Genomic DNA, 22,733 nt, shown 5'->3' with positions numbered 1-22,733 from the left:
GCAGGTGATCGCATGACGGGTCCGACACCCCGACCGGGTGCCTCTCCCGCCCCGATGCGTCCGGTCGCGGCGCTACGCGTCCTGCCCGGGCTGGTCCGCGACCCGCTGCGGACCCTCGTCGGGCTCGCCGCCGACGCCGACGGCGGCATCGTCCGGCTCTCCGCCGGACCGGTCCGGCTCTACCTGGTCAGTGACCCCGCCCAGGTGGCGCACGTGCTGCGTGACAACGCGGCCAACTACCTACGCGACGGCCGTGGCCTGCTCTGGCGGCCCATCCTGCGGTTGTTCGGCGACGGCATCCTCAGCGAGGGTCCGGTCTGGTCGGACAGCCGCCGTACGCTGCAGCCGCTGTTCACCGCACGACGGCTGGACGCCCTCACCGACGACCTGGCCACGGCGATCGCCGACGCGACCGGGCCGCTGGCCGACGCGGCCCGCCACGGACGCACCGTCGACATCGGCGAGGAACTGTCCCGGCTGGTCTGCCGCGCCATCGTCCGGGTGATGTTCGCCGACCGGTTCACCACCGATCAGGCCCTACGGATCGCCGCGGCCCAGGACACCATCGCCACCGCCGTACTGCCGAGGCTGCTCCTGCCGTTTGTACCCAACTCGGTCCCGCTGCCCCGCGACCGCGCGTTCCGCCAGGCCGTACAGACCATCGACGACATCGTGCTGCCGGTGGTACGGCAGGCCCGGGCCGACGGCGACGACACCGACGATGTCGTCGGGACCCTGGTCCGCGCCGCCGCCCGCGACGGCCGCGCGTACGAGGAGGCGCAGATTCGCAACGACACGGTGGCCATGTTCGCCACCAGCACCGAAACCACCTACGGCGTACTGACCTGGCTCTGGCCGCTGCTGCACCGGCACCCGGCGGTTGCCGACCGGCTGTACCGGGAAATCGACGAGGTGGTCGGTGCCGGACCGGTCCGCCGCGAGCACCTGCCACGACTGCGCTACACCCGGATGGTGCTCGACGAACTGCTGCGGCTGTACCCGGTGGCCTGGCTGATCCCCCGTACCGCGCACGCCGACGACGTGATCGACGGCGTCCGCATCGAGGCCGGTGCGCAACTGGTAGCGAGTCCGTACCTGACCCACCGGCTACCCACGGTCTGGCCGGATCCGGACCGGTTCCACCCCGACCGGTTCAACCCCGACGCGACGGACGACACCGGCACCGATCCGTCGACGACGGCACGGCGTCGGCACCGGTACGCCCACTTCCCGTTCGGCGGCGGGCCGCATCAGTGCCTCGGCCAGCACCTGTTCTACCTGGAGGCGTCGCTGATCGTCGCCACGATCCTGAGCCGGTTCCGGGTGCGGGTGCCGGACGGCCGGATACCCACGCCGCAGGCCGGGGCGTCGGTACGGACCGACGCCCCGGTACGGGTTCGGATCGAACCGGCCGCCCTCTCCCGGACGGTCTGATGCACACGGTGTCCTCATCGGCCGCAGCGAACCTGCAGAGCGCGGCCGAAAACGGACGGATCTGCGCTGTCGCGATCCACGGTCAGCGTGACCTGACCGAACACACCCGGGCCTACCCCGGTCTGTTCCCGGCCCGCCCGTTCGACCCGGCGGTCAGCGCCGCAGTCTCGCTGGCCACCGCGTTCGCCGCGCCCTGGTGCACCCCGGAGCAGCTACGGCTGGCCAACCGGACCGCGCTGTGGGTGTTCGCCGCCGACTGGTTGATCGACTACCGGGCGACGACCGACGACGAGATCGTCGCCCTCGTCGACCGGTGCCGTGCGGTGGCGTACGGCGCCGCGGCCGGACCCGACGACGAACTCGGCCGGTTCCTCGCCGACATCGTCGCCGAACTCGACCAGGCACCCGCCTTCGCCTCCCGGCGGGACCGCTGGTGGGCCGAACTGGACCGGACGCTCACCGCGATGCACCGGGAATGGCGGTGGAAGGCGGCCCGCCGCGCCGCCCCGGCGGAAGCCGGCCCGACCTTCGCCGACTACCTCGACAACGCGGACAACTTCGGGTCGACCTTTGTCAACGTGACGCACTGGCTGCGGCTCGGCGACGGCCCGACCCTGGCGCACCTGACCGAGCTGATCACCGTCAGTCGGGAGGTGCAGCGGGTGCTCCGGCTGGTCAACGACCTCGCCTCGATCAAGCGGGACACCGCCTGGGGTGATCTCAACGCGCTGCTGCTGACCGCCGACCGGGGTGTGGTGGAGGACCAGATCGGACATCTGGTCGACCGGTGCCGCGACCTGCTGCGGCCGTTGGAGATCCGCTGCCCCAACCAGGCCGCCTACCTGTCCCGGCAGCTGGGGTACACCAGCGGCTTCTACCGGGTCACCGACTTCTGGGGCGAGCTGTGACGGTCACCGGAAGCCGGGCCGCGCCCGGTGGCGGACCCGCCACGACCGGCCCGGTCCCGGCCCGTGCCCGACGGTACGCCGGCCACGTCACGGACAGCTGGGACCGGGCGGCGCAGGAGATCGTGGACCGGCTGCCCGGTCAGCCCTGGGGCCGCACCGACGTCTCCGTCTACGAGACCGCCCGACTGGTCAGTTTCGCCCCCTGGCTGACCGGGCACCGGGCCCGGGTGCGTCATCTGCTGGCCAGCCAGCAGCCGGACGGCAGCTGGGGCGGTCCGGGCGGCTACGCGCTGGTCCCGACGTTGAGCGCCGTCGAGGCGCTGCTCGGCGTCACGGCCGTACCGACGCTCCGGTCCGCCACCACGCCGCTGCCGGCCACCACGCCGCTGCCCGCCGCGACGGCGCGGGGGCTGACCGCCGCGCACCGGATCCTCGCCGCGACGACCGGCGGGACACTGCCCGACACCCCCGCCGCCGACCTGATCGTGCCGGCGCTGGTCGACCGGATCAACCAACGGCTACGCCGCCCCGGCCCGCCAGCGAGCGACCCGGCCGCCGACGCCCCACTACGGCTGCGGGGTGAACTCGGCACCGGCCGGCTGGACTCGGTGCGCCGGCTGTCCGCCGGTGGCCGGCCGGTGCCGACGAAGCTGCTGCACGCGTACGAGACCTTCGCCCACCAGGCGGCACCGCTGGGCCGTCCAGCGGTGGCGCCCGTGCCGGCCCACCCGCTCGTGGGGTCCGGGACAGGTCGACCGGCCGGTACGGTCGGCGGTTCGCCCGCCGCCACCGCGGCCTGGCTCACCACCATCGACCCGGTCCGCACCGAGGTCGACCCGGCGCCCGCGCGCCGCTACCTGGAAACGGTGGTACACGAACACCACGGCCCGGTGCCGTGTGCCACGCCGGTCGCCGTGTTCGAGCGAGCCTGGGTCCTGACCACTCTGCTACGCGCCGACGTCGCCGTGCTGGTGCCGCCCGAACTGCCAGGGTCCCTGCGTGCGGCGCTCACCCCGGCCGGAGCGGCGACCGGGGCAGGCCTGCCGCCGGACGCCGACACCACCGCCGTGGTCCTGCACTGTCTGGCGCTGCTCGGGCAGCCGGCCGATCCGGCGGTGCTGCTCGACTTCCGGGCCGGCGACCACATCGCCACCTGGCCGGGTGAGGACGGCGCCTCGGTGACCACCAACGCGCACGCCCTCGACACCCTCCTGGCGCTCGGTGGTGGACGCCGCGCCGCCGACCTGGACGCACTCCGCCGGTCGATCAGCGCATGGCTGTGCGACCAGCAGCAGCCCGACGGCTCCTGGCAGGACCGCTGGCACGCCTCGCCGTACTACGCGACCGCCGCCTGCGCGTTGGCGTTGTCCGCCGCCGGCACCGGGGCCCGGCCGGCTGCCGCCGTACTGCGGGCGGTGGACTGGGTGCTGCGCACCCAACGGCCAGACGGCTCCTGGGGGCGCTGGCACGGCACCGCCGAGGAGACCGCGTACGCGGTACGGACCCTGCTCGCCACCACCGACCCGCCCAGCGACCGGATGCTGCGGGCCGCCCGTCGGGGCGCCGCCCATCTCGTACCGTCCACCGCCGACCAGGGGCCGGCCCTCTGGCACGACAAGGATCTCTACCAACCGGTCACAGTGGTCGCGGCGGAGATCGTGGCCGCCGGGAAACTCGCTCACCGGGCACGCGTCACCGGCGCCAACAGGCACGCTTGAGCACCGGACCGCGACGCTGCTAGCGTGCGCCGTGCCCATGCGCTCATGAACAGGCGCGGCACAGTCCGCGTATGTACGGCCAGGAGTAGCAGGCAGATGACAAGACATTCGCAGGTCAGGCCGGGGACGGTGTAATGGTGTCACGCGGATTTCACCTGCGTACCAAGATTGTCGCGCTGCTGCTGTCACTCAGCGCGCTGTGGGCATTCGCCGCATGGGTGACCCTGCGCGACGGCCTGAATTTGTTGTGGGTGCAGACCTATGACAGCCAGATCTACCAGCCGAGCGAGCCGTTGCTGCTCGGGCTGCAGTCCGAGCGACGGCTGGCGATGGAATACCTGGCCGGGCCGACTGACGAACGCCGTAGCGAACTGGTCGAGCTCCGCGAGGCGAACGAACGGCTCGCGGACGAATTCCAGGCATCCGCCCAGCACTGGTGGGCGGACCTCGCGGCCGGCGCCGACCTGGAACAACAGGTCACCGACACCGTACGGTGGCTGACCGAGCTGCGCGTCACCCGCGACGCCGTCGAGGCACGGGAAGTCGACCGGGGCAGCGCACACGGGGCCTACACCAACACGATCGCCGCGTTCTTCCAACTGTTCGGTGCGCTGGGCAACCTCGACGAACGCGACATCGCCGACGACACGGCGACCCTGACCGATCTCAACCGGAGCCAGGAACTGGTCGCCCAGCAGGATGCGCTGATCGCCGGGGTGATCGTCGCCGAGCGGTTCACCGCAGCCGAGCACACCCGGTTCGTGCAGTTGGTCGGCGCACAGGAATTCCTCGTCGACGCCACCGTGGTGAACCTGCCGGAACCGGACCGGGCCCGGTACGCGGAACTGGTCGACAGCGACAGCTACGAACGTTTCCGGGACGCGCAGCAACGGATCGTCGCGAGCGGGCCGTCCTCCTCGTCGGCACCCTTGACCGAGGCGCAGTGGCGGCCCGCGGCCGACGCGACCATGTCCGATCTGCACACGATCGTGCTGGCTGGTGGCGACGACCTCGTCGACCGGGCCGTGCCGGTGGCGCTGCTGGTGCTGCTCCGGCTGCTGCTCGCGGCCGGTCTCGGCATGCTCGCGGTCGTCGCGTCGATCATCATGTCGATCACCACCGCACGGGCGATCGTCGCCCAACTCGAACGGCTCCGGGACGCGGCGCACCGGCTGGCCGAGGAGCGGCTGCCGGGCGTGGTCGACCGGCTCGGCCGGGGCGAGGAGGTCGACGTGGCGGCCGAGGCACCGCCGCTGGAGTTCGGCAACGACGAGATCGGGCAGGTCGGCCGCGCGTTCAACCGGGTGCAGGAAACCGCCGTCCGCACCGCCGTGGAACAGGCCGAGCTGCGGCGCAGCGTACGCGACGTGTTCCTCAGCCTGGCCCGCCGGACCCAGGCGCTGGTCCACCGGCAGCTCACCCTGCTCGACTCGATGGAACGCCGGGAGGAGGACGCGGACAAGCTGGAGGAGCTCTTCCGGGTCGACCACCTGGCCACCCGGATGCGGCGCAACGCGGAGAACCTGATCGTGCTCTCCGGCTCGACACCCGGCCGGACCTGGCGCCGCGACGTGCCGATGGTGGACGTCGTCCGTGGCGCCATCGCCGAGGTCGAGGACTACACCCGGGTGACTGTCGCTCCGATCGGGCAGGTCTCGTTGGCCGGCCGGGCCGTCGCCGACGTGATCCACCTACTCGCCGAACTCATCGAGAACGCGTTGTCGTTCTCCCCGCCGCACACCACCGTCCAGGTCAAGGGGCAGTTCGTCGCCAACGGCTACGTGGTGGAGATCGAGGACCGCGGGCTGGGCATGAGCGACGACGAGCGGGCCGCCGCAAACGAACGGATCACCGAGCATCCGGAGTTCCGGTTGTCCAGCACCGTCCGGCTCGGCCTGTACGTGGTCAGCCGGCTGACCGAACGCACCGGCATCCGGGTGCATCTGAAGGAGTCGCCGTACGGCGGGTCCACCGCTGTCGTGCTGATCCCACGGGAACTGGTGGTGCCGGGCGACGAAGCCACCGACCCGGATCTGCGCTCCAGCGGCCGGCTCCCAGCGGCGGTGCCTGCTGCTCTCGCCGCGTCCGACGCCGCCGAGACGCTGCCCCTGACCGCCGCAACCGGCCCGGGTCGGGCCGCCGAGCGACGTTCCACGGTGCGGGCGGTCGCCCAGGTGGCCGCCACCGCCCGCTCCGAGCCCGTACCGCCACCGGACGGCGACCCGCCGACCGCACCGACGACGGCGACAGGTGCGGCACTGCCGACTGCGGCATCTGCGGATCGTCCGGCCGGGTCGGTGGAGCCCGAGTCTGACCAGGTCCGGTCCGCCCCGACAGCCGGTCCGCACACCTCGACGTACACCCCGTCCGGGCTACCGGTCCGGGTACGCTCCACAGCCGCCGGGTCCGCCGGTGGACCGGGCGCGAACCCGCCCGACAGGTCCCAGCGGGACAGGCACCCGGACGACGGGCCGGCCGATCCGCCCGCCCGCCCGGCCGAGCAGGTACTGCGGATGATGAGCGCATACCAGAGCGGGACGAGACAAGGTCGGTCGGACGCGGCGCGACTGCCTGACGCGCCGCCGCCGGAGGATTCCGCGACAGCGCCGCAACGACAGTCACCGGCCACCGCACCGGTCAGCGACGACCGGAACCCACCATCGGCGTGAGCCTCAGCGCTAGGGCTGGCACGAACAGGAGAACCACTGATGCAGCAGACCGCCTCGATCGCGGACCTCACCTGGTTGCTCGACGATCTGGTCGGTCGGGTCAAGCAGGCCGAGCATGCGATCGTGCTTTCCGTGGACGGCCTTTTGATGGCCTCCTCGGCCGGCCTGGGACGCGACGACGGCGAGCACCTCGCGGCGCTGGCCGCCGGAATTCAGAGCCTCGCCCGCGGCGCCGGCAAACGGTTTCGCGGTGGACCGGTCCGACAGACCATCATCGAGATGGAGTCCTCGTTCCTGTTCGTCACGGCGGCCGGCCACGGTGCCTGTCTCGCCGTACTGGCCAGCGAGGAGACCGACGTGGGACTGATCGCCTACGAGATGGCGATGCTGGTGACCAGGGCCGGCAAGTACCTGGCCTCCCGCACCCGCCCGGCCGAGAACCACACAGAGAAGTGACCCGGCGACGATGAGCCAGTCCGACGAATCCGGTGAGGACCGGTGGATCGACGACCACGCCGGGCCGGTGGTCCGGCCGTACGCCATGACCGGCGGCCGCACCCGGCCACGCCGCGGCCGGTTCGACCTCATCTCGTTGGTGCTGGCCAGGCCACGGACCCCACCGGGGGAAGCCGGTCTCGGCCCCGAGCACCTGGCGATCCTGGACCGCTGCCGCGAGCCGCTGTCGGTGGCCGAAGTCGCGGCCTACCTGGATCTGCCCCTCGGCACCGTCCGGGTCCTCCTCGGCGACCTGCTCGAACACGCGCTGGTCGAGGTACAGGAACCCCGTTCGGCGTCGAACCCGACTGACGACAGCGTATTCGAGGCGGTTATCAATGGACTACGAGCGCTCTGATCCGGCCGGCAACAGGCCGATCGCGCCGACTGCGGTGAAGGTGCTCATCGCCGGCGGTTTCGGGGTGGGCAAGACGACCCTGGTCGGCTCGGTCAGCGAAACCCGGCCACTACGCACCGAAGAACTGCTCACCGAGGTCGGGGTCGCCGTCGACGACGTCTCCGGCGTGGAGGAGAAGACCACCACCACGGTGGCGATGGACTTCGGCCGAATCACCATCAGCGAAGACCTGGTTCTCTACCTGTTCGGCACGCCCGGCCAGGAGCGCTTCCTCTTCGTCTGGGACGAACTCGCGATGGGCGCGCTCGGTGCGGTGGTTCTCGCCGACACCCGACGGCTGGCCGACTGTTTTCCGTCCATCGACTACTTCGAGCAACGGGGCACCCCGTTCATCGTCGCGGTCAACTGCTTCGACGGTGCCCGGCAGTACGCGCTCGGCGAGGTCCAGTTGGCGCTGAACCTCGATCCGGACGTGCCGGTGGTGCTCTGCGACGCCCGGCAACGGAAGTCCGGCAAGGAAGTCCTGGTGAAGCTACTCGAACACGCCCGGGATCACTCGCGCCGGTCGGCCGCCGTCGGATAGCCGCCGGCTCGACCGACCTCCGGCACCGGCCGGCGGGACTTCCGGCCCTGCCGCCCTGCCTGGGAAGACCCTGACAATTATCGTGTCGGACAGAGCGCCGGACACCGACACCGATCAACGACAGGGGAGGGATCGAGATGGCACGCACCACGCACCCGGCACCAGCCACGACCGACAGGGGATCCGCCGCCACGCCCGCCGCAGCCCGGTTCGGCGAGGTGGTCTGGGCAGTGACCAGACTGGCCCTCGGATTCGTCTTTCTCTGGGCTTTCCTCGACAAACTCGCCGGCCTCGGCAAGTCGACCCCCAGTGAGCGCGCCTGGATCAACGGCGGATCCCCGACCACCGGGTACCTCAGCAACGTGGAGGGCCCGTTCAGCGGATTTTTCAGCGGCATGGCCGGTCAGGCCTGGGCCGACTGGTTGTTCATGGTCGGCCTGCTCGGCATCGGCGTGGCGTTGATCCTGGGCGTCGGGATGTGGGTCGCCGCAGTATCCGGCTCGTTGTTGCTGACCCTGATGTGGCTGGCGGCGCTGCCGATCGCCACCAACCCGTTCCTGGACGACCACCTGGTCTACGGCCTGGTACTGCTCGGTCTGGCCGCGACCGGCGCCGGCCTACGGTACGGCCTGGCCGGCTGGTGGCGAAACCTGCCGCTGGTACGGCGCAACGCCTGGCTCCGCTGACCCGCCCGGGTCAGTCGACCGTCACGGCCCCGCTGAGTTCACTCAGCGGGGCCGACCGCTGTCCGCGCAGTTCGACGGCAGGGAATGTACATGAGCGCCGGCTGCGGTGATCACCGCAGCCGGCACCCACGTCCATCAAACGGCAGCTACCGAGCGTCCGAACCGGACACTCACCGCTCCTGCGGTCGTCGCCTGAACCAGGCGATCGTCACTGCTCCTCTATCCTAGAGAGCCGCCGTCGGTTCGGTAATGGATTGTGGGCCATCCCACGTGGCGGTGGGCGCCCAGTGCCACAGACCGGATGATCAGTGACCCCGCCGGGACAGGCATTGACCGCCGCGCCCGGATGCTGGTTTTCCTCGACCGGCCACCCCCCTGGCCAGCGCCAAATGGTGTCCGGAACGAGATCCGGACCCGGCGAACGCCGGCCGCCGGACCACCGACAATGGCCGAAGTGTTGCGGAATCGATGGCCAATGCGTCAGACTCAATTCCGAACACGGCCGTATCCCGAGGAGTGAGCATCTGTGGCCAAGAAAGTCATTACTCTGCTGACCGACGACCTCGACGGCAGCGAGGCCGACCGGACGGTCGAGTTCTCGCTGGACGGTGTCAGTTACACCATAGATCTGTCCGAGAAGAACGCCGGCAAGCTGCGCAAAGCCCTGGACACGTACATCGCCGCCGGCACCCGGGTGAGCCGCAGCAGCGCCGGCGGTCGCGGCGGCCGCGGGAGCTACTCGGCCGCGCCGGCCCGCTCCGACCGCGAGCAGAACCGCGCCATCCGCGAATGGGCGGCCAAGAACGGCTACCCGGTCTCCGAACGCGGCCGCATCCCGGCAAACGTGATCGCCGCCTACCACAAGGGCTGACCACCCGTCGGGTACATTCCCGGCAGAGGTGCCCACGCGTCACTCGGGCAGCTAGGTTATCGGCGCCGGCGGCGCCGCCGGACGATTTCGTCCAGCGGCAGGGCGGACATCCGCCGGCGCCACCGCCCTCCTGGTCGGATGACCGGGAGGCACGCGATCAGTCGAACGACACATGGTCGAACGCGAACTCACCACTCATCTCGGCACGGCGGGACAGCAAGGCACGCAACTCGCCAGCTAGCTCGTGACGCTTACGCAACTGCGGCTCACCGAGCTCCAGGGTGGTCAACCGCTCCCCGACGGCCGCCGCCGCCAGGTCCTCAGCGAATCGTCCGGGCGCTATCCCGCAGTGCAGCCGCTGCGGCCAGATCCGTACCCTTTCGAACAGCAGCCCGCCCTCGCCGGCAGTCAGCCAGGCCCAGCCCTCCGCGACACCGTCCTTCCACTCGACGTGCAGGCCACGCAGGAGCGGATCGGACAGCTGCCGGCTGACGAAGGCCTCCACCGCCCGGACGCGTGCCACCGCGCCCAGATCGTTGACCTGGCCGGTCCGACCGTCCGGCAACCGGCCGACGATGTCCCGGTAGCTGATCTCCCCGACGATCTCGCCGGACCGCAACCCGGCCGTGCTCTGTTGGAACGTCCGTGCGTCGAGCACGTACTCCACCACCCGCCGGCCCGGACCGGTCGCTGTCAGCGCCGCCGACTCGACCCGCAGCACCGCCAGGCCCACCGCCTCACATACGGCCTCGGTCATCCGTTCGTCGCGTCGCTGCTCGGCGGTCCGGTCGGCGGGGTCGACGAAGTCGACCACGAAGACCGGACGGTAGTCGTCGGCGCCACAGACCACGAAATCGAACCGGGCCCGGGTGGCCACACTCCACTGCCGGGTGGTGACGCCCGGCGGACGTCCACCCACCAGCTGCCCGAGCCGCCGGCCCGGCGCGATGACACAGCCGGCACGGTCGAACAACTCGCCGCGTCGAACGCCCGCAGCGTGATCCGCGCAGCTGAGAATTGGGCGCAGCCAGGGCTCCCGGCCGCCGTCGTCGTTGATCAAGGTCGTGTCCTTGGCTTCCTCGTCACGCCGCGACCGGCGAGGCCTGACCATGCTAGACGCCCGCCGGCCAGCGACGGACGGCGGCGGTACGCGGTCAGCGCGGCGACAACCGTACGGGGTCAGCGCCGCCGACGCACCGGCTCGGCGGATGTCAGCCGCAACGCGAGCTCTGGACAGTTCGCCACCGCACGGTCGGCGTGCCGGCGCAGCTCGGCAGGCACCGCCGGCTCCCGACTGCCGTCCCGGGAGATCGGGAAGCCCCAGTCGTCACGGGTCAACAACTCGGGCAGCAACTCGATGCAGAGACCGCGACCGTCACAGCGAGCCCAGTCAATCTGCAGCCGTGCACCGTGCGGATCGTTCACCTGTCGTCACTCCTAACGGCGCCACCCGGTGAAGACCGTGTGTGGGTCATCCTCACGATAGCCGCCGGAGTCACCGTACGGCGGGATGGCACCGGCGTCGGGCGATCGCTGGTCGACGAAGTTGCCGCCGACGTCGGGCGGCCAGCCCGGCGGGTCCGCCGGCTGGAAGACCGATCCCGGCTTGCGGTACATGTCCAGCAGGCTGGACGGTACGGAGGCGGTGGCCCGCCCGCCGACGTAGGTACCGACCGGGTGCTCTGCCTGACCTGCCGCCGCAGGCGGGCGGTCCCACACCGCCCCCCTGGGCGGCCGGTACTCGTCAGGTGGGTGACCGGCAGGACCGGCCGACGGATAACCGGCAGGCGCGTGGGCGCCCGGCGGGTCGGCGCGGTGCCAGTCGCTCGGCGTACGGACGGCCGCCTCGCCGGCTGCGGATCCCGACCGCCGGTGCGAGCCGCCGGGGGCCCGCCGCGCTGGTCGAGCAGCGTCGTCGGTGGCCCGCCGACGCGACCGGGGCCGCACCCACAGCAGCACCCGCCAGCCGAGCGCGCCCAGCACGGCCGCCAGACATCCGGCGTTGACCGCCGCCATCCAGGTCTCGCCGCTGTCCGTGCCGGTTCCGACCGAGTGGCCGAGCGCGGCCGGCCAGGCGGCGTACGCCAGCCAGTGCAGCACCCGCCACAGCCGCACGCCGATCCGCCGACGCAGCAGACTGGTCACCACCAGCACCAGCATCACGTCACTGGCGAGGGTGCCCAACCCCATGTACAGCGGCCGGTACTCGGCGCCGAACGGCACGAACAGGTCGTACACCCGGAGCTTGGCGTACGGGTCGAAGAGCAACGTGACCACGTGGACCGTCAGCAGCCCGACCGCCAGCAGCGCCGCGTTGCGGTGGACCAGACTCACCGCGAACCGGGGCAGGCCGAACACCGGTCGGCCCGACCTGCTGCCCACCCCCAGCACCACGACCACCGACAACAGGACGAGCGCCGTCACCCCGGTGCCGCGCGCGACGAACCACCCTGCCTCCGTCACTGTGTCTCCTCCTCCGCAGACCAGCCTCCGACGGTCCGCACCGTGCCGTCCCCGGCCACCAGCCGGGCCGGTGCCCCGAGACCTGCGAGCCACCGGTCGGCGGTCGCACCGCGTACCAGCGCCGCGGTGCTCAGCGTGTTCGCCCGCACGCAGTTGTACGCCGCCACGGAGACGCTGCGCCACACCCGGCCCGCCGGGGTGCCGGTGCGTGGGTCGACGATGTGGTGCATCGTGGCGTCTCCGGCGGTCCACTGCCGGCTCACCGTGCTCGAGGTGGCCACCGCGCCGCCGGCCGGCAGACCGATCACGCACGCCGGATCCGATGGACGGTCCTGCACCCGGATCCGCCAGCGCCCGCCCGGGGCCGGCCCCGCAGTGGCGATGTCGCCGCCGAGGGCGACCAGCACACCGACCCGACACCGGCGGGCGACGTCCCGGGCACCGCGGTCGGCCGCCCAGGCCTTCGCGGTCGCGCCCAGGTCCAGCTGCACCCCGTCCGGTACGGTCAGCTCGGTCTCGTCGAGCCGGACCTGACGCCAGTCCGCGGGCGGCGGGACGGTCCGTGTCACGGCGGGCCGGCCGTGCAGGGTCACCCAGCGCAGATCCGCGTCGTAGCCCAGCCGGCACAGTGCCGACCCCACGGTCGGGTCGACGTCGCCGTCGGTCTCGTGGGCCGCCCGCAGCGCCACCGACACCAGGCCGGCGAGCAGCGGGCTGATCCGCACCGGCGTTGCTCCACTGCGGCACGCCCGGACCAGTTCGGAGTCGGCGCGGAACCGGCTGCAGGCGGCGTCGACGGCGGCCAACACGTCCTCGACGATCGTCCGGGCCGCCGGTACCGCCGCAGGGTCGCTCACCACCACCCGGGCCAGCGTCCCCCACACCTGCCACTGTGCACAGTCGGGCCCGACCGGGAGGGTCTCCAGCAGCGGCATCGCCTCACGACCCGCCGGAGGTGGCCTGGCCGGGTTCGCCACCACCGCCGGTCACCGGCGGAAACTCCGCCGTCGGCGGGGCCTGGTCGACCGGCTGGTCCGGTTCGGTCGCGCCGCCCGGGGCGGCCTGCCCGTCGCCGGCCGTCGCCGCCGGATCGGTACCTGCCTCGCCCGGATCGGTACCTGCCTCGTCCGGGTCAGGCTGCCCGTCGGCGCCGGCCGGTTGCGGCGCGGTGCCGCCCTGTACGCTGCCCGCTGGCGTGTTCGCGTCCTGGTCCGCTGTGTGATCGGCGTGCGCCACCACGGCGACGCCGAGCGTGCCGGCGATGCTCGCCACGGCCAGCCCGCCGGTGATCATCGTGACCCGTCGCAGCCCCAGCTCCCGCTCCCCCACGTGGCCTCCCGAATCGCCGTGCTCGGCGGACCACCCGCCGTCAACCCGGGATACGGCTCGGACGGATGCCCGGTTCAACCGACTGGGCACACACCCCCGGCGGGTCCGCCAGGTTTTACCGGCGGCGGATTTACAGCGCCGATGATCGATGACACCGTGTCCACAGCGGAGGGCGCCCGCCCCTGCCACGGGTGGACGGCCGGACCGGCGGCCACCTGTCGTCAACGGAGGGAAACTGGATGTCGACAAGGACAACGACGAGGTCCACAGCGGCAACCCTGATAGCGGCGGCAGCGGCACTGCTGATGATCGTCGCGGCGGCACCCGCCAGTCAGGCGGCGACGCCGCACTTCGCGCACCTCGACCCGGGCGGCGCGCCGGCACTCACCGAGAAGGTCCCGGTCAACGTGGTCTTCCTCGGCTACAGCCGGACGCAGGTGGACCGGTCGACGTACCTCGACGAACTGCCGCAGCGCTACGAGCCGGTGGTCCGCTCCCGGCTGTGGTACGACCAGGTCGAGAAGCTCGGCCTGACCTACACCTACGACTACCACGTCCGGTACGCGAACAAGTGGTACGAGGACCGGTTCTTCGCCGAGTTGGAGCGGCTGGCCACGCCCGCGCCGCTCACCGCCTACCAGGAGCTCTACAACGAGCAGCAGGGCAACGTCGCCACGATCACCGACAACCACCACATCGACGCACCGAGCGTGGAGCGGTGGCTGGCGCTCAACCCACCGGCCGGCGTCGACACCCGGCGCAACACCATCTTCTTCATCAACTGGTTCGGCCGGTCGGACTTCAAGTTCCACGTCTACACCAAGACCGACGAACCTGACCCGGACACCGGGCACAACTTCGGCGCCGAGCGGGACAGTCGGAAGATCTCCGCGTGGGGCGGCACCACCGCCGACGACGAGGAGAACGGCCTCGGTTCCACCCGCCGGGTGTGGTTCCACGACCTGTCGGCCGGGCCGGAATCGTGGACCGAGAACTGGAACGTCGACGATCCCGACCTCGACGGCAATGGCGTCGAGGACTACCGGATGCCGCCGGTCTGGGAGTACGCCGCCGACGGCTACCGCTCCCCCGACGCGCTCGCCGGCGACCTCGGCCTGATCACCCGGTACGTGGCGATCAACCTGCTGTTCACCACGTCGCCGCTGTACCCGGCGGAGCTGCCGAGCACCGAACCGCCGAAGTCGATCAACATCGACAGCAACGTCTACGAAGGCTGGGACGGCGTCGACGCGTCCGTCCGCTACATCGACGAGGAGCTGCTGCAGCTGGAGTTGCGAAAACTGCGGTGGCGCAACGTGCTGGACTACGACGGCCAGAACCTCGCGTTCGAAGGTGACGCCGAACGCTGCTACTACGCGGTGATGATCGACGACGAGTCCTGCTACCCGGAGCTGGGCTACCCGCCGTTCGCCAACTTCTATCTGCAGAACAGTTTCGAACTCGACCGGGTGCTCGACGATCAGGACCGGGTCGACTACGAACTGCCGGTGTTCAGCTACGCGTTGCCGGCCGGCACCCCGGTGCCGGCGCTGGGCTTCGCCGACGACAACTACACCGACGGTACGCAGTCGTACGTCTTCGCGTTCGTCTCCCCGGAGATCGTCGACGCCGGCTACGGTCTGACCACCACGCTGATCCACGAGGTGGGACACCACCTGGGGATGAGCCACCCGCACGACGGCTACGACAGCGAGACCGGCGTCGACTACGGCCCGGAGGACGACTTCTTCTTCGCCTGGTCCGGCGACCAGGTCAACTCGATGATGAGTTACATCGACCTGAACTGGGACTTCAGCCAGTTCGACCGGGACAACAGCGACCGGTTCCTCACCGCCGCGTACAACGAGGCGGCGAACCGGCTCGCCGAGTCGGTGCTGGACGGTCCGCACCCCGGCCGGGCCCACCGTGACCTGCGGGCCGCCGACCGGCTGATCGGTGCCGCCGAGCACGCGCTCGCCCGGCACGACTACCGGCGCGCGCTGGTCCTCGCCGAGCAGGCGTACGGGAAGGTCGTCGACGCCGCTGGACGGGCCGGAGTGCCGGCCGGGACCGTGGCCGAGCAGATGTCTGCCCGGGCGCAGCAGACCCGGGCAGCTGCCGAGGTGACCGGACCGCACGAGTTCATCGACACGTTGGGCCCGGACAGCCCACGTAGCCAGCCCTGACCAGCAGGTAACTGGTAATCAGGAGCCGGGCGGCCCAGGCCGCCCGGCTCCTGCTCTGCTCGCGGACTGCGGCTGCTTCACCGGTGCCGCCCGAAGGGCGGGCCGCCGCCGCGCAGGGTGAGCCGGCACACCGCCTGCAGAGCATCCTAGGACGAGTTCACCTACCGGTCAGACGGTGCAGTCCGGGCTGATCGCCGTCGGGGCCCGGCTGGTCGCCACCAACAGGCCGAAGGTGGTGGTCCCGTCCGGTTCGACCATGCCGTTGTACGGCGCGTTCCGCACCTCGACGGCAAACCTGTCGTCGCCGGCCTGTCCACCCCAGATCGACTGGATCCGCTCGTCGCCCGGCCACTGCCAGGACACCTGCCAGCCATCGATCGACTCGGTGCCGATGTTGCGAACCGTGACCGTGGCGATGAACCCACCGATCCAACTGGCGTCCACCACGGTGGACGCGACGCAACCCGTCACCGGCAGGGTTCGAGCGGGTCCACCGAGCACGTAGGTGTCTCGCCGACCGTCGGCGTCGGTGAACCGGAACCAGTATTCGGTGTCCGGCGTCAGCCCGTCGATCGTGACGTCGCCGTTGTGTTCCGGCCCGGACACGTTTTCCGCCACCGGGTCGCGCCATTGCTGCGCGTCCGTCCGACTGGTGAACAGAGTCACCGTGACCGGCGGAAGGTAGCCACACGGCGGGCCGACCAGAAGCATGAAATAGCTCACGGTCACGCTGGTCTGGGTCACACCGGCGACCAAACCCGTCAGCGGCAGTGCGGGCGGGCACACCGGGGTCGGTGTCAGGGTGGGAACGGTCGCGGGCCGGGGCTCCGCCTGCGCCGGGCCGGCCCAGCCGGCGATGGTCACGATCGAGACGGCGAGCATGGCACCGATCCGGTGCAGCATCAGAGAACTCCTTTGATCTGGTCGGGCGTCGGCCACCGTCGTCCTGACGGCGGCCGACGCCCGGGTCGTGAGGTCAGGTCACAGCGGCGGGTACGCGTTGGCCATCAGCTCCTGGAACTGAGCCGAGAACCAGTGCCCGGAAACCGGCGCGTCCGGCAGCGCACCACTCATGTTGTTGTTGTTCCGCGGGTTACCCGTGTACGTCGGGTCACACATCCGGTCGAAGCCCTTACCCTCGTCGTTCGGGATCTCCGAACTCGAACCGTCCGACTCACCCGGCGGCTTGATCCACACGTACGCGTCGATACCCGACGCGGGCGCCGCGGTCGGACGCTCACCCAGACCCGCACCCGACTGGTTGCACCAGTTCCCCTTGTGGATCCGCCGGTCGACCCGCGACTCGTCGATCCGGGTGTTCAGATCACTGGCACTGCTCGGCCCGGTCGGCCGAGACGCACCACCCCACCCGTTCCGCGACGTGTCAATCAACATCCCCACGCTAGAGGAGAAGCCTTCCTGCACGAGCCGCTGCCGGAACGCCTGCGCGAACGACAACTCGTCGTTGTAGTAGTTCCAGTCGATCCAGTTCGACTGCCGGGTGGTGCCGTCAACCGTGATGTACGGCTCCTGCAACGCCGAGAAGTTCGCCGTGTTGGTGGCGAAACCGTGCACGTCCGACGGCGAGGCACCCGACGCGTTCGCAGCCTCCGCGATGATCTGCGCGCTCGGACCGAAGTTACTGTCCCAACCGAGCCAGCCGTGGTGACCCGCGTCCACGTAGTTGTACACGTTCGGCACCGCACCGAGCTGCGCCAGCGCGTAGCCGACACCATTGACGTAGTTGCCGTTGGCCAGCATCACGTCACACTCCGGAACAGCGGTCTCCCGACCACTCACGTTCGTGACCAGGTTCGGCAGCGAGTCGATCTCGATCACCGACACGATCCGCAGGTTCCGGTACTCCGCCCGACCCATGATCTCCGCGATCGGATCGATGTAGTCGTCCCGGTACGCGTCGATCTCATCCGGACCCAGCTCACCGTTGGACGCCAACGCCGAACAGTCCCGACCCGGCAGGTTGTAGATCACGATCTGGATCGCCAACGACCGGCTGCCGTTCGCCGCGTCCTGCGCCACCGCCTCGTCCAGGTGGTCGGCCAGACCCATGTCACCGGTCGTCGGGCTGTTGTTGCCGTAGATCGCACTCGTCCGGTCCAGCCAGACCGCGGTCGGCTGATCCGCGATCCGGCTACCACCCGGCTCCGCCGCCGCGTTCGCACTCCAGATCGGGTTCACGTACACATCCGCACCCACGTACGGGTTGTCCACCCGCGGCCCACCCGTCGGCGGCGGCGTGGTGACCGGCGGCGGCGCGGTGGTGACCGGCGGAGGTGCCGTGGTGACCGGCGGAGGTGCCGTGGTGACCGGCGGCGGAGTCGTCGGGCCGGTGCCCCCGTTACACGCCACCCCGTTCAGGGTGAACGCGGTGGGGCTGGAGTAGCTGCCGGTCCACCGCCCGTTGAAGCCGATCGAGGTGGACGCCCCGGTGCCCAGGTTGCCGTTCCACGAGGCGTTGGTCGCGGTAATCGCGCCAGAGCTGCCGCTCCAGTTGGCCGACCAGCCCTGAGTCAGGGTCTGACCGGACGGCAGGGTGAAGCGCAGGCTCCAGCCGTTGACCGGATCCTGCCGATTGTTGATGGTGATGTTGGCGGTGAACCCGCCCGCGCCGGAGCCTTCGTTCCAGGTGTTGGCCTGGTAGGTGACGTTGCAGACCACTGCGGCGTGGGCAGCGGTGGTGGGGATGATCAGGGCTGCGGCGACCAGCACGGCGGCACCGGCGGCGGCCAGCAGACTACGGCGTACGGTGCGTCTCGGGACGGATGACATCGCGTTCTCCTACAGATCCGCAGGGCTGCCACCACGGGCCGACGTGTCGACTGTCGACCGGGTCCGGCCCGGTCTGGGTCGGACGGTGCGGGTCACACGGGTCGAGGACGGTCGACGTGGTGGGCTGGGGAGAGGAGTGCCCGGCGCCGGACGGTGGTCACCCCCGGCTGTCCCCTCGGTCTGAAACGAGCCGCTCGCGTTGGCTCCCGGTGCGGCTGAGGCGAATTCTGGCACGCGACAATGATCGATACAATCACCGGTTCAGCCGGCACCGGCCGCAGCGAATCCGCTCGACCGGGTTGATGTCGTCTGCGAGCATGATCGCCGTGACCAAGCTGAACCAGATCATCGCGGTGGAGAAGGGCGTCAAGAGCAAGTCCTTCGCGGAGTTGACCGAGGCGCACCACGTGGTGCAGAAGCAGCCGCTGCTGTCCGGCATCTCCCGCACCTACCAGCCGAAGGACGAGGAGGGTGAGCAGTTCCCGCCCGAGTCGACCCGGGTGCAGGTACACGCCGAGCAGGTGCTGCGGGACGTGGCGAAGACCCTGACCCGGCTGTTCGACGTGACCGCCACCAAGGACTGGGCGAACACCCGGGCCACCGCCGATGTCGTGGTCGACGGCCGGACCCTGGTCACCGCCGCGCCGGTGTCGTACCTGCTGTTCCTGGAGAAGCAGCTGGTCGACCTGCACACCTTCGTCAAGAAGTTGCCGGTGCTGGACGCGGCCGAGTCGTGGAGCCGCGACGAGTCGACCGACTCCTGGCGTACCGAACCGGTGCGTACGGTCAAGACGAAGAAGGTGCCCCGCAACCACGTCAAGGCCGAGGCGACCGACAAACACCCGGCGCAGGTCGAGGTCTACTACGAGGACGTACCGGTCGGCTACTGGACGACGGTCAAGTTCTCCGGTGCGCTGCCGGCCCGGCGGGTCAACGAGTTGCTGGACCGGATCGCGGCGCTGCAGACCGCGGTCAAGTTCGCCCGCGAGGAGGCCAACGGCGCCGAGGTCACCGACCAGCGCATCGGCGACACGGTCTTCGGTTACCTGTTCGGGTAGTCGCGGAACACCTGCTGTTGGATACCATCACAGTCTCCCCCGGACTGAGCCCCGGGGGTGGCCGTCAGCCGGGTTCACACCGGCTGACGGCAGAGGAGCACCAAGCTGAAGCTGACGACGAATCTGACGAAGCGGTCCCAGTGCGGGTTCGAGCCCCGCCCCCGGTACCAGCCACACCGGGGTGGCCCAACTGGCAGAGGCAGCCGCCACACACTCAGGCTCTCGCTCCACGCTCAGCATTCGCCGCCGGTCGTCAGGTCGAGGAGGGACGGACAGGGACAGCTGGATGCTGGTTCGATTCCAGCTCGCGCCTCCAACGCGGCGCGGTAGTTTAAGGGCAAAACCCGGCGTCATGAAGAGTGATCCGTCCCTTTTAAACGTGCTGACGACAGCAAATGGGCGGCAGCCCAGAGGCCCGGAGACAGGACAGCTCTCCGGGCCTCGCCATACCCTGACCGGGTCACCGGTGGACCCAGCGTCGATAGGCACCCAGATCGACGTTACTGCCGCAGACGACCGTGACGACGTGCCGCCCGGCGAAGCGGTCGCGGTCCTCCAGCACGGCGGCGACGCCGAGTGCGGCTGACGGCTCGACGATCAGTCCCGGATGCTCGAGCAGCAGCCGCATGCCCGCGACGATCGACGACTCGCGAACGAGTACGGCGTCGTCAACCACCGTGACGAGGTCGGCCAGGACCGCTGGGATGGGGAGCCGGCCGGCGACACCGTCGGCGATGGTGTCGACCGACTCGGTGGTAACGACCCGCCGTTCATGCCAGGACCGGGTCATCGCCGACGCGCCTGCGGGCTGCACGCAGATCACCTCGACGCCGGGGGCCAGGGCCTTCAGAACGTAGCCGACACCGCTGGCCAGCGCACCGCCGCCCAGGGAAAGCAGCACAGTGTCGAAGTCGGGTACGCCGCCGACCAGCTCAACGCCGATCGTCGCGGCGCCCTCACAGGTCTCGACGTCCAAGCTGTCCTCGACCAGCCGGGCGCGGCGCCGTCGCGCGACACGCGCAGCCCGCTCACGAGCCGCTTCGAAGTCGCCGTCGACCAACTCCAGCGCGGATCCCAGCGCGCGGATCCGGTCGAGCTTGGCCACCGGCGCCGACCGCGACGCCACGACCGTGACGTCCAAACCGCGGTGGCGTCCGGACCAGCTGAGCGCCAGACCGAGGTTACCGGCGCTGGCGCACACCACGTCGGTCCGGCCCTGCCCGGCCAGCCCGCTCGCCACCAGTTCGGCGCCCCGGGCCTTGAAGCTGCGGACCGGGTTCGCGGTTTCCAGTTTGATGCTCACGGTGCAGCCGAGCTGGCGTCCCAACGCGTCGCACCGGTACATCGGCGTATCGAGGAACACGGGGTCGATCACCTGGCGTGCGGCGTGGATCCGGTCGAGATCGAGGCGTGTCCTGGGCACGGCCGGGACGATACGCCACGGCGGGGCTCCGGCACCGTCCCCCTCAGCTCACGTCCGGCCGGAATGTTGATCGACGACAGACAATTTACAACCCGGTCGGTGCGCCGTATCGTCCATTTCATCGGACGACAGCGCGGGGGATGTCTGAAATGATTAGTTCCGGCACGCCATGGACCAGCCTGGCGGACAGCCATGTACTCGCGGCCCAGCAGTGGGTCAACGCCACCTATGCCGGCGCGCCGGGATACCTCAGTTGCCCGGAGGACGGGCGCACCGGCTGGCCGACCGTGCTGTCGCTGACCCAGGGGCTGCAGTACGAGCTCGGCATCTCGCCGACGGTGCAGAACTTCGGGCCCGGCACCTTCGCCGCGGTCCGCACGCGCAACCGGCTACCGGCCGAGGAGACCAACACCAACCTGGTCCGCATCTACAACGCCGCGCTGTGGTGCAAGGGTTACTGGGCCGCCACCGACCAGGGGATCTGGACCGCCGACTCGGAGGATTCGTTCAGTCAGCTCTACGCCGACGCCGGGCTGTCGTACGCCGGGCTGTCGGCTCGTCGGGCGATGTGGCCGCATGTCGCGCGGGCGATGCTGCGGATGGACCAGTTCCATCTGGTGCCGCAGGGGGACAGCGTCGTCCGGGGCATCCAGCAGCGGTTGAACTCGCGCTACGTGGCCGGCGTCGGCATTCCGGCGATGAGCCTGGTGCCCTGCGACGGGATCTACTCCCGGGACGTGCAGCAAGGGCTGATGATGGCCATCCAGTACGAGGTCGGCATCCCGCTGGGCTCGATCAACGGCAACTTCGGCCCGGGTACCCAGGCCGGGCTGCGTGGGGTCGGCTCCGGCCGGCTCACCGGTGATCTTCGGTACCTGTTCCGGTCGGCCTGCTACGTCAACTCGCCGACCCTGCTGCCGGGCGATCCGCAACTGCCGCTGGCGTACCACCCGCAGGACATCGACACCGATGTGGAGACCGCCACCCACCTGGCGTGGCTGCGCGCCTTCCAGCGTTTCTCGCAGATCCCCGAGAGCGGCACCAACGACTACACCACCTGGGCCCAGCTGCTCGTCTCCTGCGGCGACACCGGCCGGTCCGCCACCGGCTGCGACTGCATCACCGAGATCACCGCGGCCCGCGGCGAGCAGCTCGCCGCAGCCGGCTACCGGATCGTCGGGCGGTACCTCGACGAGCACCTGCCGCCGTCGGACCCGTACTTCCTGGACAAGGCACTCAAGCCCGGTGAGCCGCAGACCATCCTGGACGCCGGGCTGCGGTTCTTCCCGATCTTCCAGTACAACGGCACCCAGCTGGTCAACTTCACCTACCCCAAAGGGTACGACCAGGGCCGGATCGCCCATCAGAAGGCCGTCGAGCACCGGATCCCCGCCGGTACCTGCATCTACTTCGCGGTCGACTTCGACGCCCTGGACGTCGACATCGACAGCGGGGTCAAGCCGTACTTCCAAGGGGTGAGGGCGGCGCTCGCCGAGTTGGGCGACCGCTACCAGTTCGGAGTCTACGGCTCGCGCAACGTCTGCAGCCGCGTCTCGCAGGAGGTCGGCGCCCGATGGTCGCTGGTTTCCGGGATGTCCTGGGGCTACTCCGGCAATCTCGGCTTCCCGCTGCCGGCGAACTGGTCGTTCAACCAGATCCGCGAGTACCAGTTCGCGCCCGGCTGGGGGCTGGACCACGACGTCTGGCGGGACGGAGCCGATCCGGGTGTCGCCGCGCTCGTACCCGGCAGTGAGTGAGGAGC

The 22,733-nt window shown here is 70.4% G+C and carries 20 protein-coding genes; 12 read left to right on the top strand and 8 right to left on the bottom strand.

The window, feature by feature from the left end; genetic code table 11:
- Positions 1–12: 12 nt before the first annotated feature.
- The 9 genes from EDC02_RS05195 (at position 13) to EDC02_RS05155 (ending at position 9,722) form a co-directional block, all read left to right on the top strand.
- Positions 13–1,434 (top strand): cytochrome P450, encoded by a 1,422-nt coding sequence (locus EDC02_RS05195; RefSeq protein WP_123600966.1) that lies wholly within the window; start codon positions 13–15, stop codon positions 1,432–1,434.
- A complete protein-coding gene (locus EDC02_RS05190) occupies positions 1,434–2,342 on the top strand; it encodes a terpene synthase family protein (protein WP_123600965.1) in 909 nt (302 codons plus the stop codon). Before EDC02_RS05195 ends, EDC02_RS05190 begins: the two co-directional genes overlap by 1 nt.
- On the top strand, positions 2,339–4,060 hold the full coding sequence (locus EDC02_RS05185; RefSeq protein WP_123600964.1) for a prenyltransferase/squalene oxidase repeat-containing protein: 1,722 nt from the start codon (positions 2,339–2,341) through the stop codon (positions 4,058–4,060). The genes EDC02_RS05190 and EDC02_RS05185 overlap by 4 nt, the downstream gene beginning before the upstream one ends.
- A gap of 134 nt (positions 4,061–4,194) precedes the next feature.
- On the top strand, positions 4,195–6,729 hold the full coding sequence (locus EDC02_RS05180) for a nitrate- and nitrite sensing domain-containing protein (protein ID WP_123600963.1): 2,535 nt from the start codon (positions 4,195–4,197) through the stop codon (positions 6,727–6,729).
- Between the two features lie 39 nt (positions 6,730–6,768).
- Positions 6,769–7,185 carry a roadblock/LC7 domain-containing protein gene (locus EDC02_RS05175; RefSeq protein ID WP_199757514.1) on the top strand — a complete coding sequence of 139 codons (417 nt, stop codon included), beginning with the start codon at positions 6,769–6,771 and terminating at the stop codon, positions 7,183–7,185.
- A 10-nt stretch (positions 7,186–7,195) separates the two neighbouring features.
- The gene (locus EDC02_RS05170; protein ID WP_123600961.1) at positions 7,196–7,582 is read left to right on the top strand and encodes a DUF742 domain-containing protein; all 387 of its coding nucleotides are present in this window, start codon (positions 7,196–7,198) and stop codon (positions 7,580–7,582) included.
- Positions 7,563–8,165, top strand: a complete 603-nt coding sequence (locus EDC02_RS05165) for an ATP/GTP-binding protein (protein WP_123600960.1) — start codon at positions 7,563–7,565, stop codon at positions 8,163–8,165. Before EDC02_RS05170 ends, EDC02_RS05165 begins: the two co-directional genes overlap by 20 nt.
- Before the next feature lie 137 nt (positions 8,166–8,302).
- Positions 8,303–8,851 carry a DoxX family membrane protein gene (locus tag EDC02_RS05160; RefSeq protein WP_123600959.1) on the top strand — a complete coding sequence of 183 codons (549 nt, stop codon included), beginning with the start codon at positions 8,303–8,305 and terminating at the stop codon, positions 8,849–8,851.
- A gap of 526 nt (positions 8,852–9,377) precedes the next feature.
- The gene (locus EDC02_RS05155; RefSeq protein ID WP_123600958.1) at positions 9,378–9,722 is read left to right on the top strand and encodes an Lsr2 family protein; all 345 of its coding nucleotides are present in this window, start codon (positions 9,378–9,380) and stop codon (positions 9,720–9,722) included.
- A 157-nt stretch (positions 9,723–9,879) separates the two neighbouring features.
- Here EDC02_RS05155 and EDC02_RS05150 read toward each other — a convergent pair whose 3' ends face one another.
- The 5 genes from EDC02_RS05150 to EDC02_RS05130 form a co-directional block, all read right to left on the bottom strand.
- Entirely contained in the window at positions 9,880–10,782 is a 903-nt protein-coding gene (locus EDC02_RS05150; RefSeq protein ID WP_233605748.1) for a DUF2726 domain-containing protein, read from the bottom strand.
- Positions 10,783–10,901: 119 nt separating this feature from the next.
- A complete protein-coding gene (locus EDC02_RS05145; RefSeq protein WP_123600956.1) occupies positions 10,902–11,147 on the bottom strand; it encodes a ferredoxin in 246 nt (81 codons plus the stop codon).
- Positions 11,148–11,159: 12 nt separating this feature from the next.
- Positions 11,160–12,185, bottom strand: coding sequence for a ferric reductase-like transmembrane domain-containing protein (locus EDC02_RS05140; RefSeq protein ID WP_123600955.1), 1,026 nt, complete (start codon positions 12,183–12,185; stop codon positions 11,160–11,162).
- Positions 12,182–13,120: an FAD:protein FMN transferase gene (locus tag EDC02_RS05135; RefSeq protein ID WP_123600954.1), complete on the bottom strand. Its 939-nt coding sequence runs from the start codon at positions 13,118–13,120 to the stop codon at positions 12,182–12,184. Before EDC02_RS05135 ends, EDC02_RS05140 begins: the two co-directional genes overlap by 4 nt.
- A 4-nt stretch (positions 13,121–13,124) precedes the next feature.
- Entirely contained in the window at positions 13,125–13,514 is a 390-nt protein-coding gene (locus tag EDC02_RS05130; RefSeq protein ID WP_123600953.1) for a hypothetical protein, read from the bottom strand.
- Positions 13,515–13,753: 239 nt separating this feature from the next.
- Between EDC02_RS05130 and EDC02_RS05125 the strand changes: the two genes are divergently transcribed.
- Complete coding sequence (locus EDC02_RS05125; RefSeq protein ID WP_148083330.1) at positions 13,754–15,700, top strand: hypothetical protein; 1,947 nt, start codon at positions 13,754–13,756, stop codon at positions 15,698–15,700.
- A 168-nt stretch (positions 15,701–15,868) separates the two neighbouring features.
- Here the strand turns inward: EDC02_RS05125 and EDC02_RS05120 are convergent, their stop codons facing one another.
- Both EDC02_RS05120 and EDC02_RS05115 read right to left on the bottom strand, forming a co-directional pair.
- Positions 15,869–16,603 carry a cellulose binding domain-containing protein gene (locus EDC02_RS05120; RefSeq protein WP_123600951.1) on the bottom strand — a complete coding sequence of 245 codons (735 nt, stop codon included), beginning with the start codon at positions 16,601–16,603 and terminating at the stop codon, positions 15,869–15,871.
- Positions 16,604–16,681: 78 nt separating this feature from the next.
- Positions 16,682–18,490: a glycoside hydrolase family 6 protein gene (locus EDC02_RS05115; protein ID WP_123600950.1), complete on the bottom strand. Its 1,809-nt coding sequence runs from the start codon at positions 18,488–18,490 to the stop codon at positions 16,682–16,684.
- 326 nt (positions 18,491–18,816) lie between these two features.
- On the opposite strand from EDC02_RS05115, the gene EDC02_RS05110 reads away from it, so the two are divergent.
- A complete protein-coding gene (locus EDC02_RS05110) occupies positions 18,817–19,548 on the top strand; it encodes a hypothetical protein (protein WP_123604515.1) in 732 nt (243 codons plus the stop codon).
- Positions 19,549–20,008: 460 nt separating this feature from the next.
- On the opposite strand, the gene EDC02_RS05105 is transcribed toward EDC02_RS05110, so the two are convergent.
- A complete protein-coding gene (locus tag EDC02_RS05105; RefSeq protein WP_123600949.1) occupies positions 20,009–20,971 on the bottom strand; it encodes a threonine/serine dehydratase in 963 nt (320 codons plus the stop codon).
- Positions 20,972–21,111: 140 nt separating this feature from the next.
- Here EDC02_RS05105 and EDC02_RS05100 point away from each other — a divergent pair, with 140 nt between their 5' ends.
- Positions 21,112–22,728: a glycoside hydrolase domain-containing protein gene (locus EDC02_RS05100; protein ID WP_233605747.1), complete on the top strand. Its 1,617-nt coding sequence runs from the start codon at positions 21,112–21,114 to the stop codon at positions 22,726–22,728.
- The last annotated feature ends 5 nt before the right edge of the window (positions 22,729–22,733 follow it).

Source organism: Micromonospora sp. Llam0 (assembly GCF_003751085.1).
GTDB lineage: Bacteria > Actinomycetota > Actinomycetes > Mycobacteriales > Micromonosporaceae > Micromonospora_E.
The sequence above is the reverse complement of the archived record's forward strand: the minus strand, read 5'-3'. Positions and strand labels throughout refer to the sequence as shown.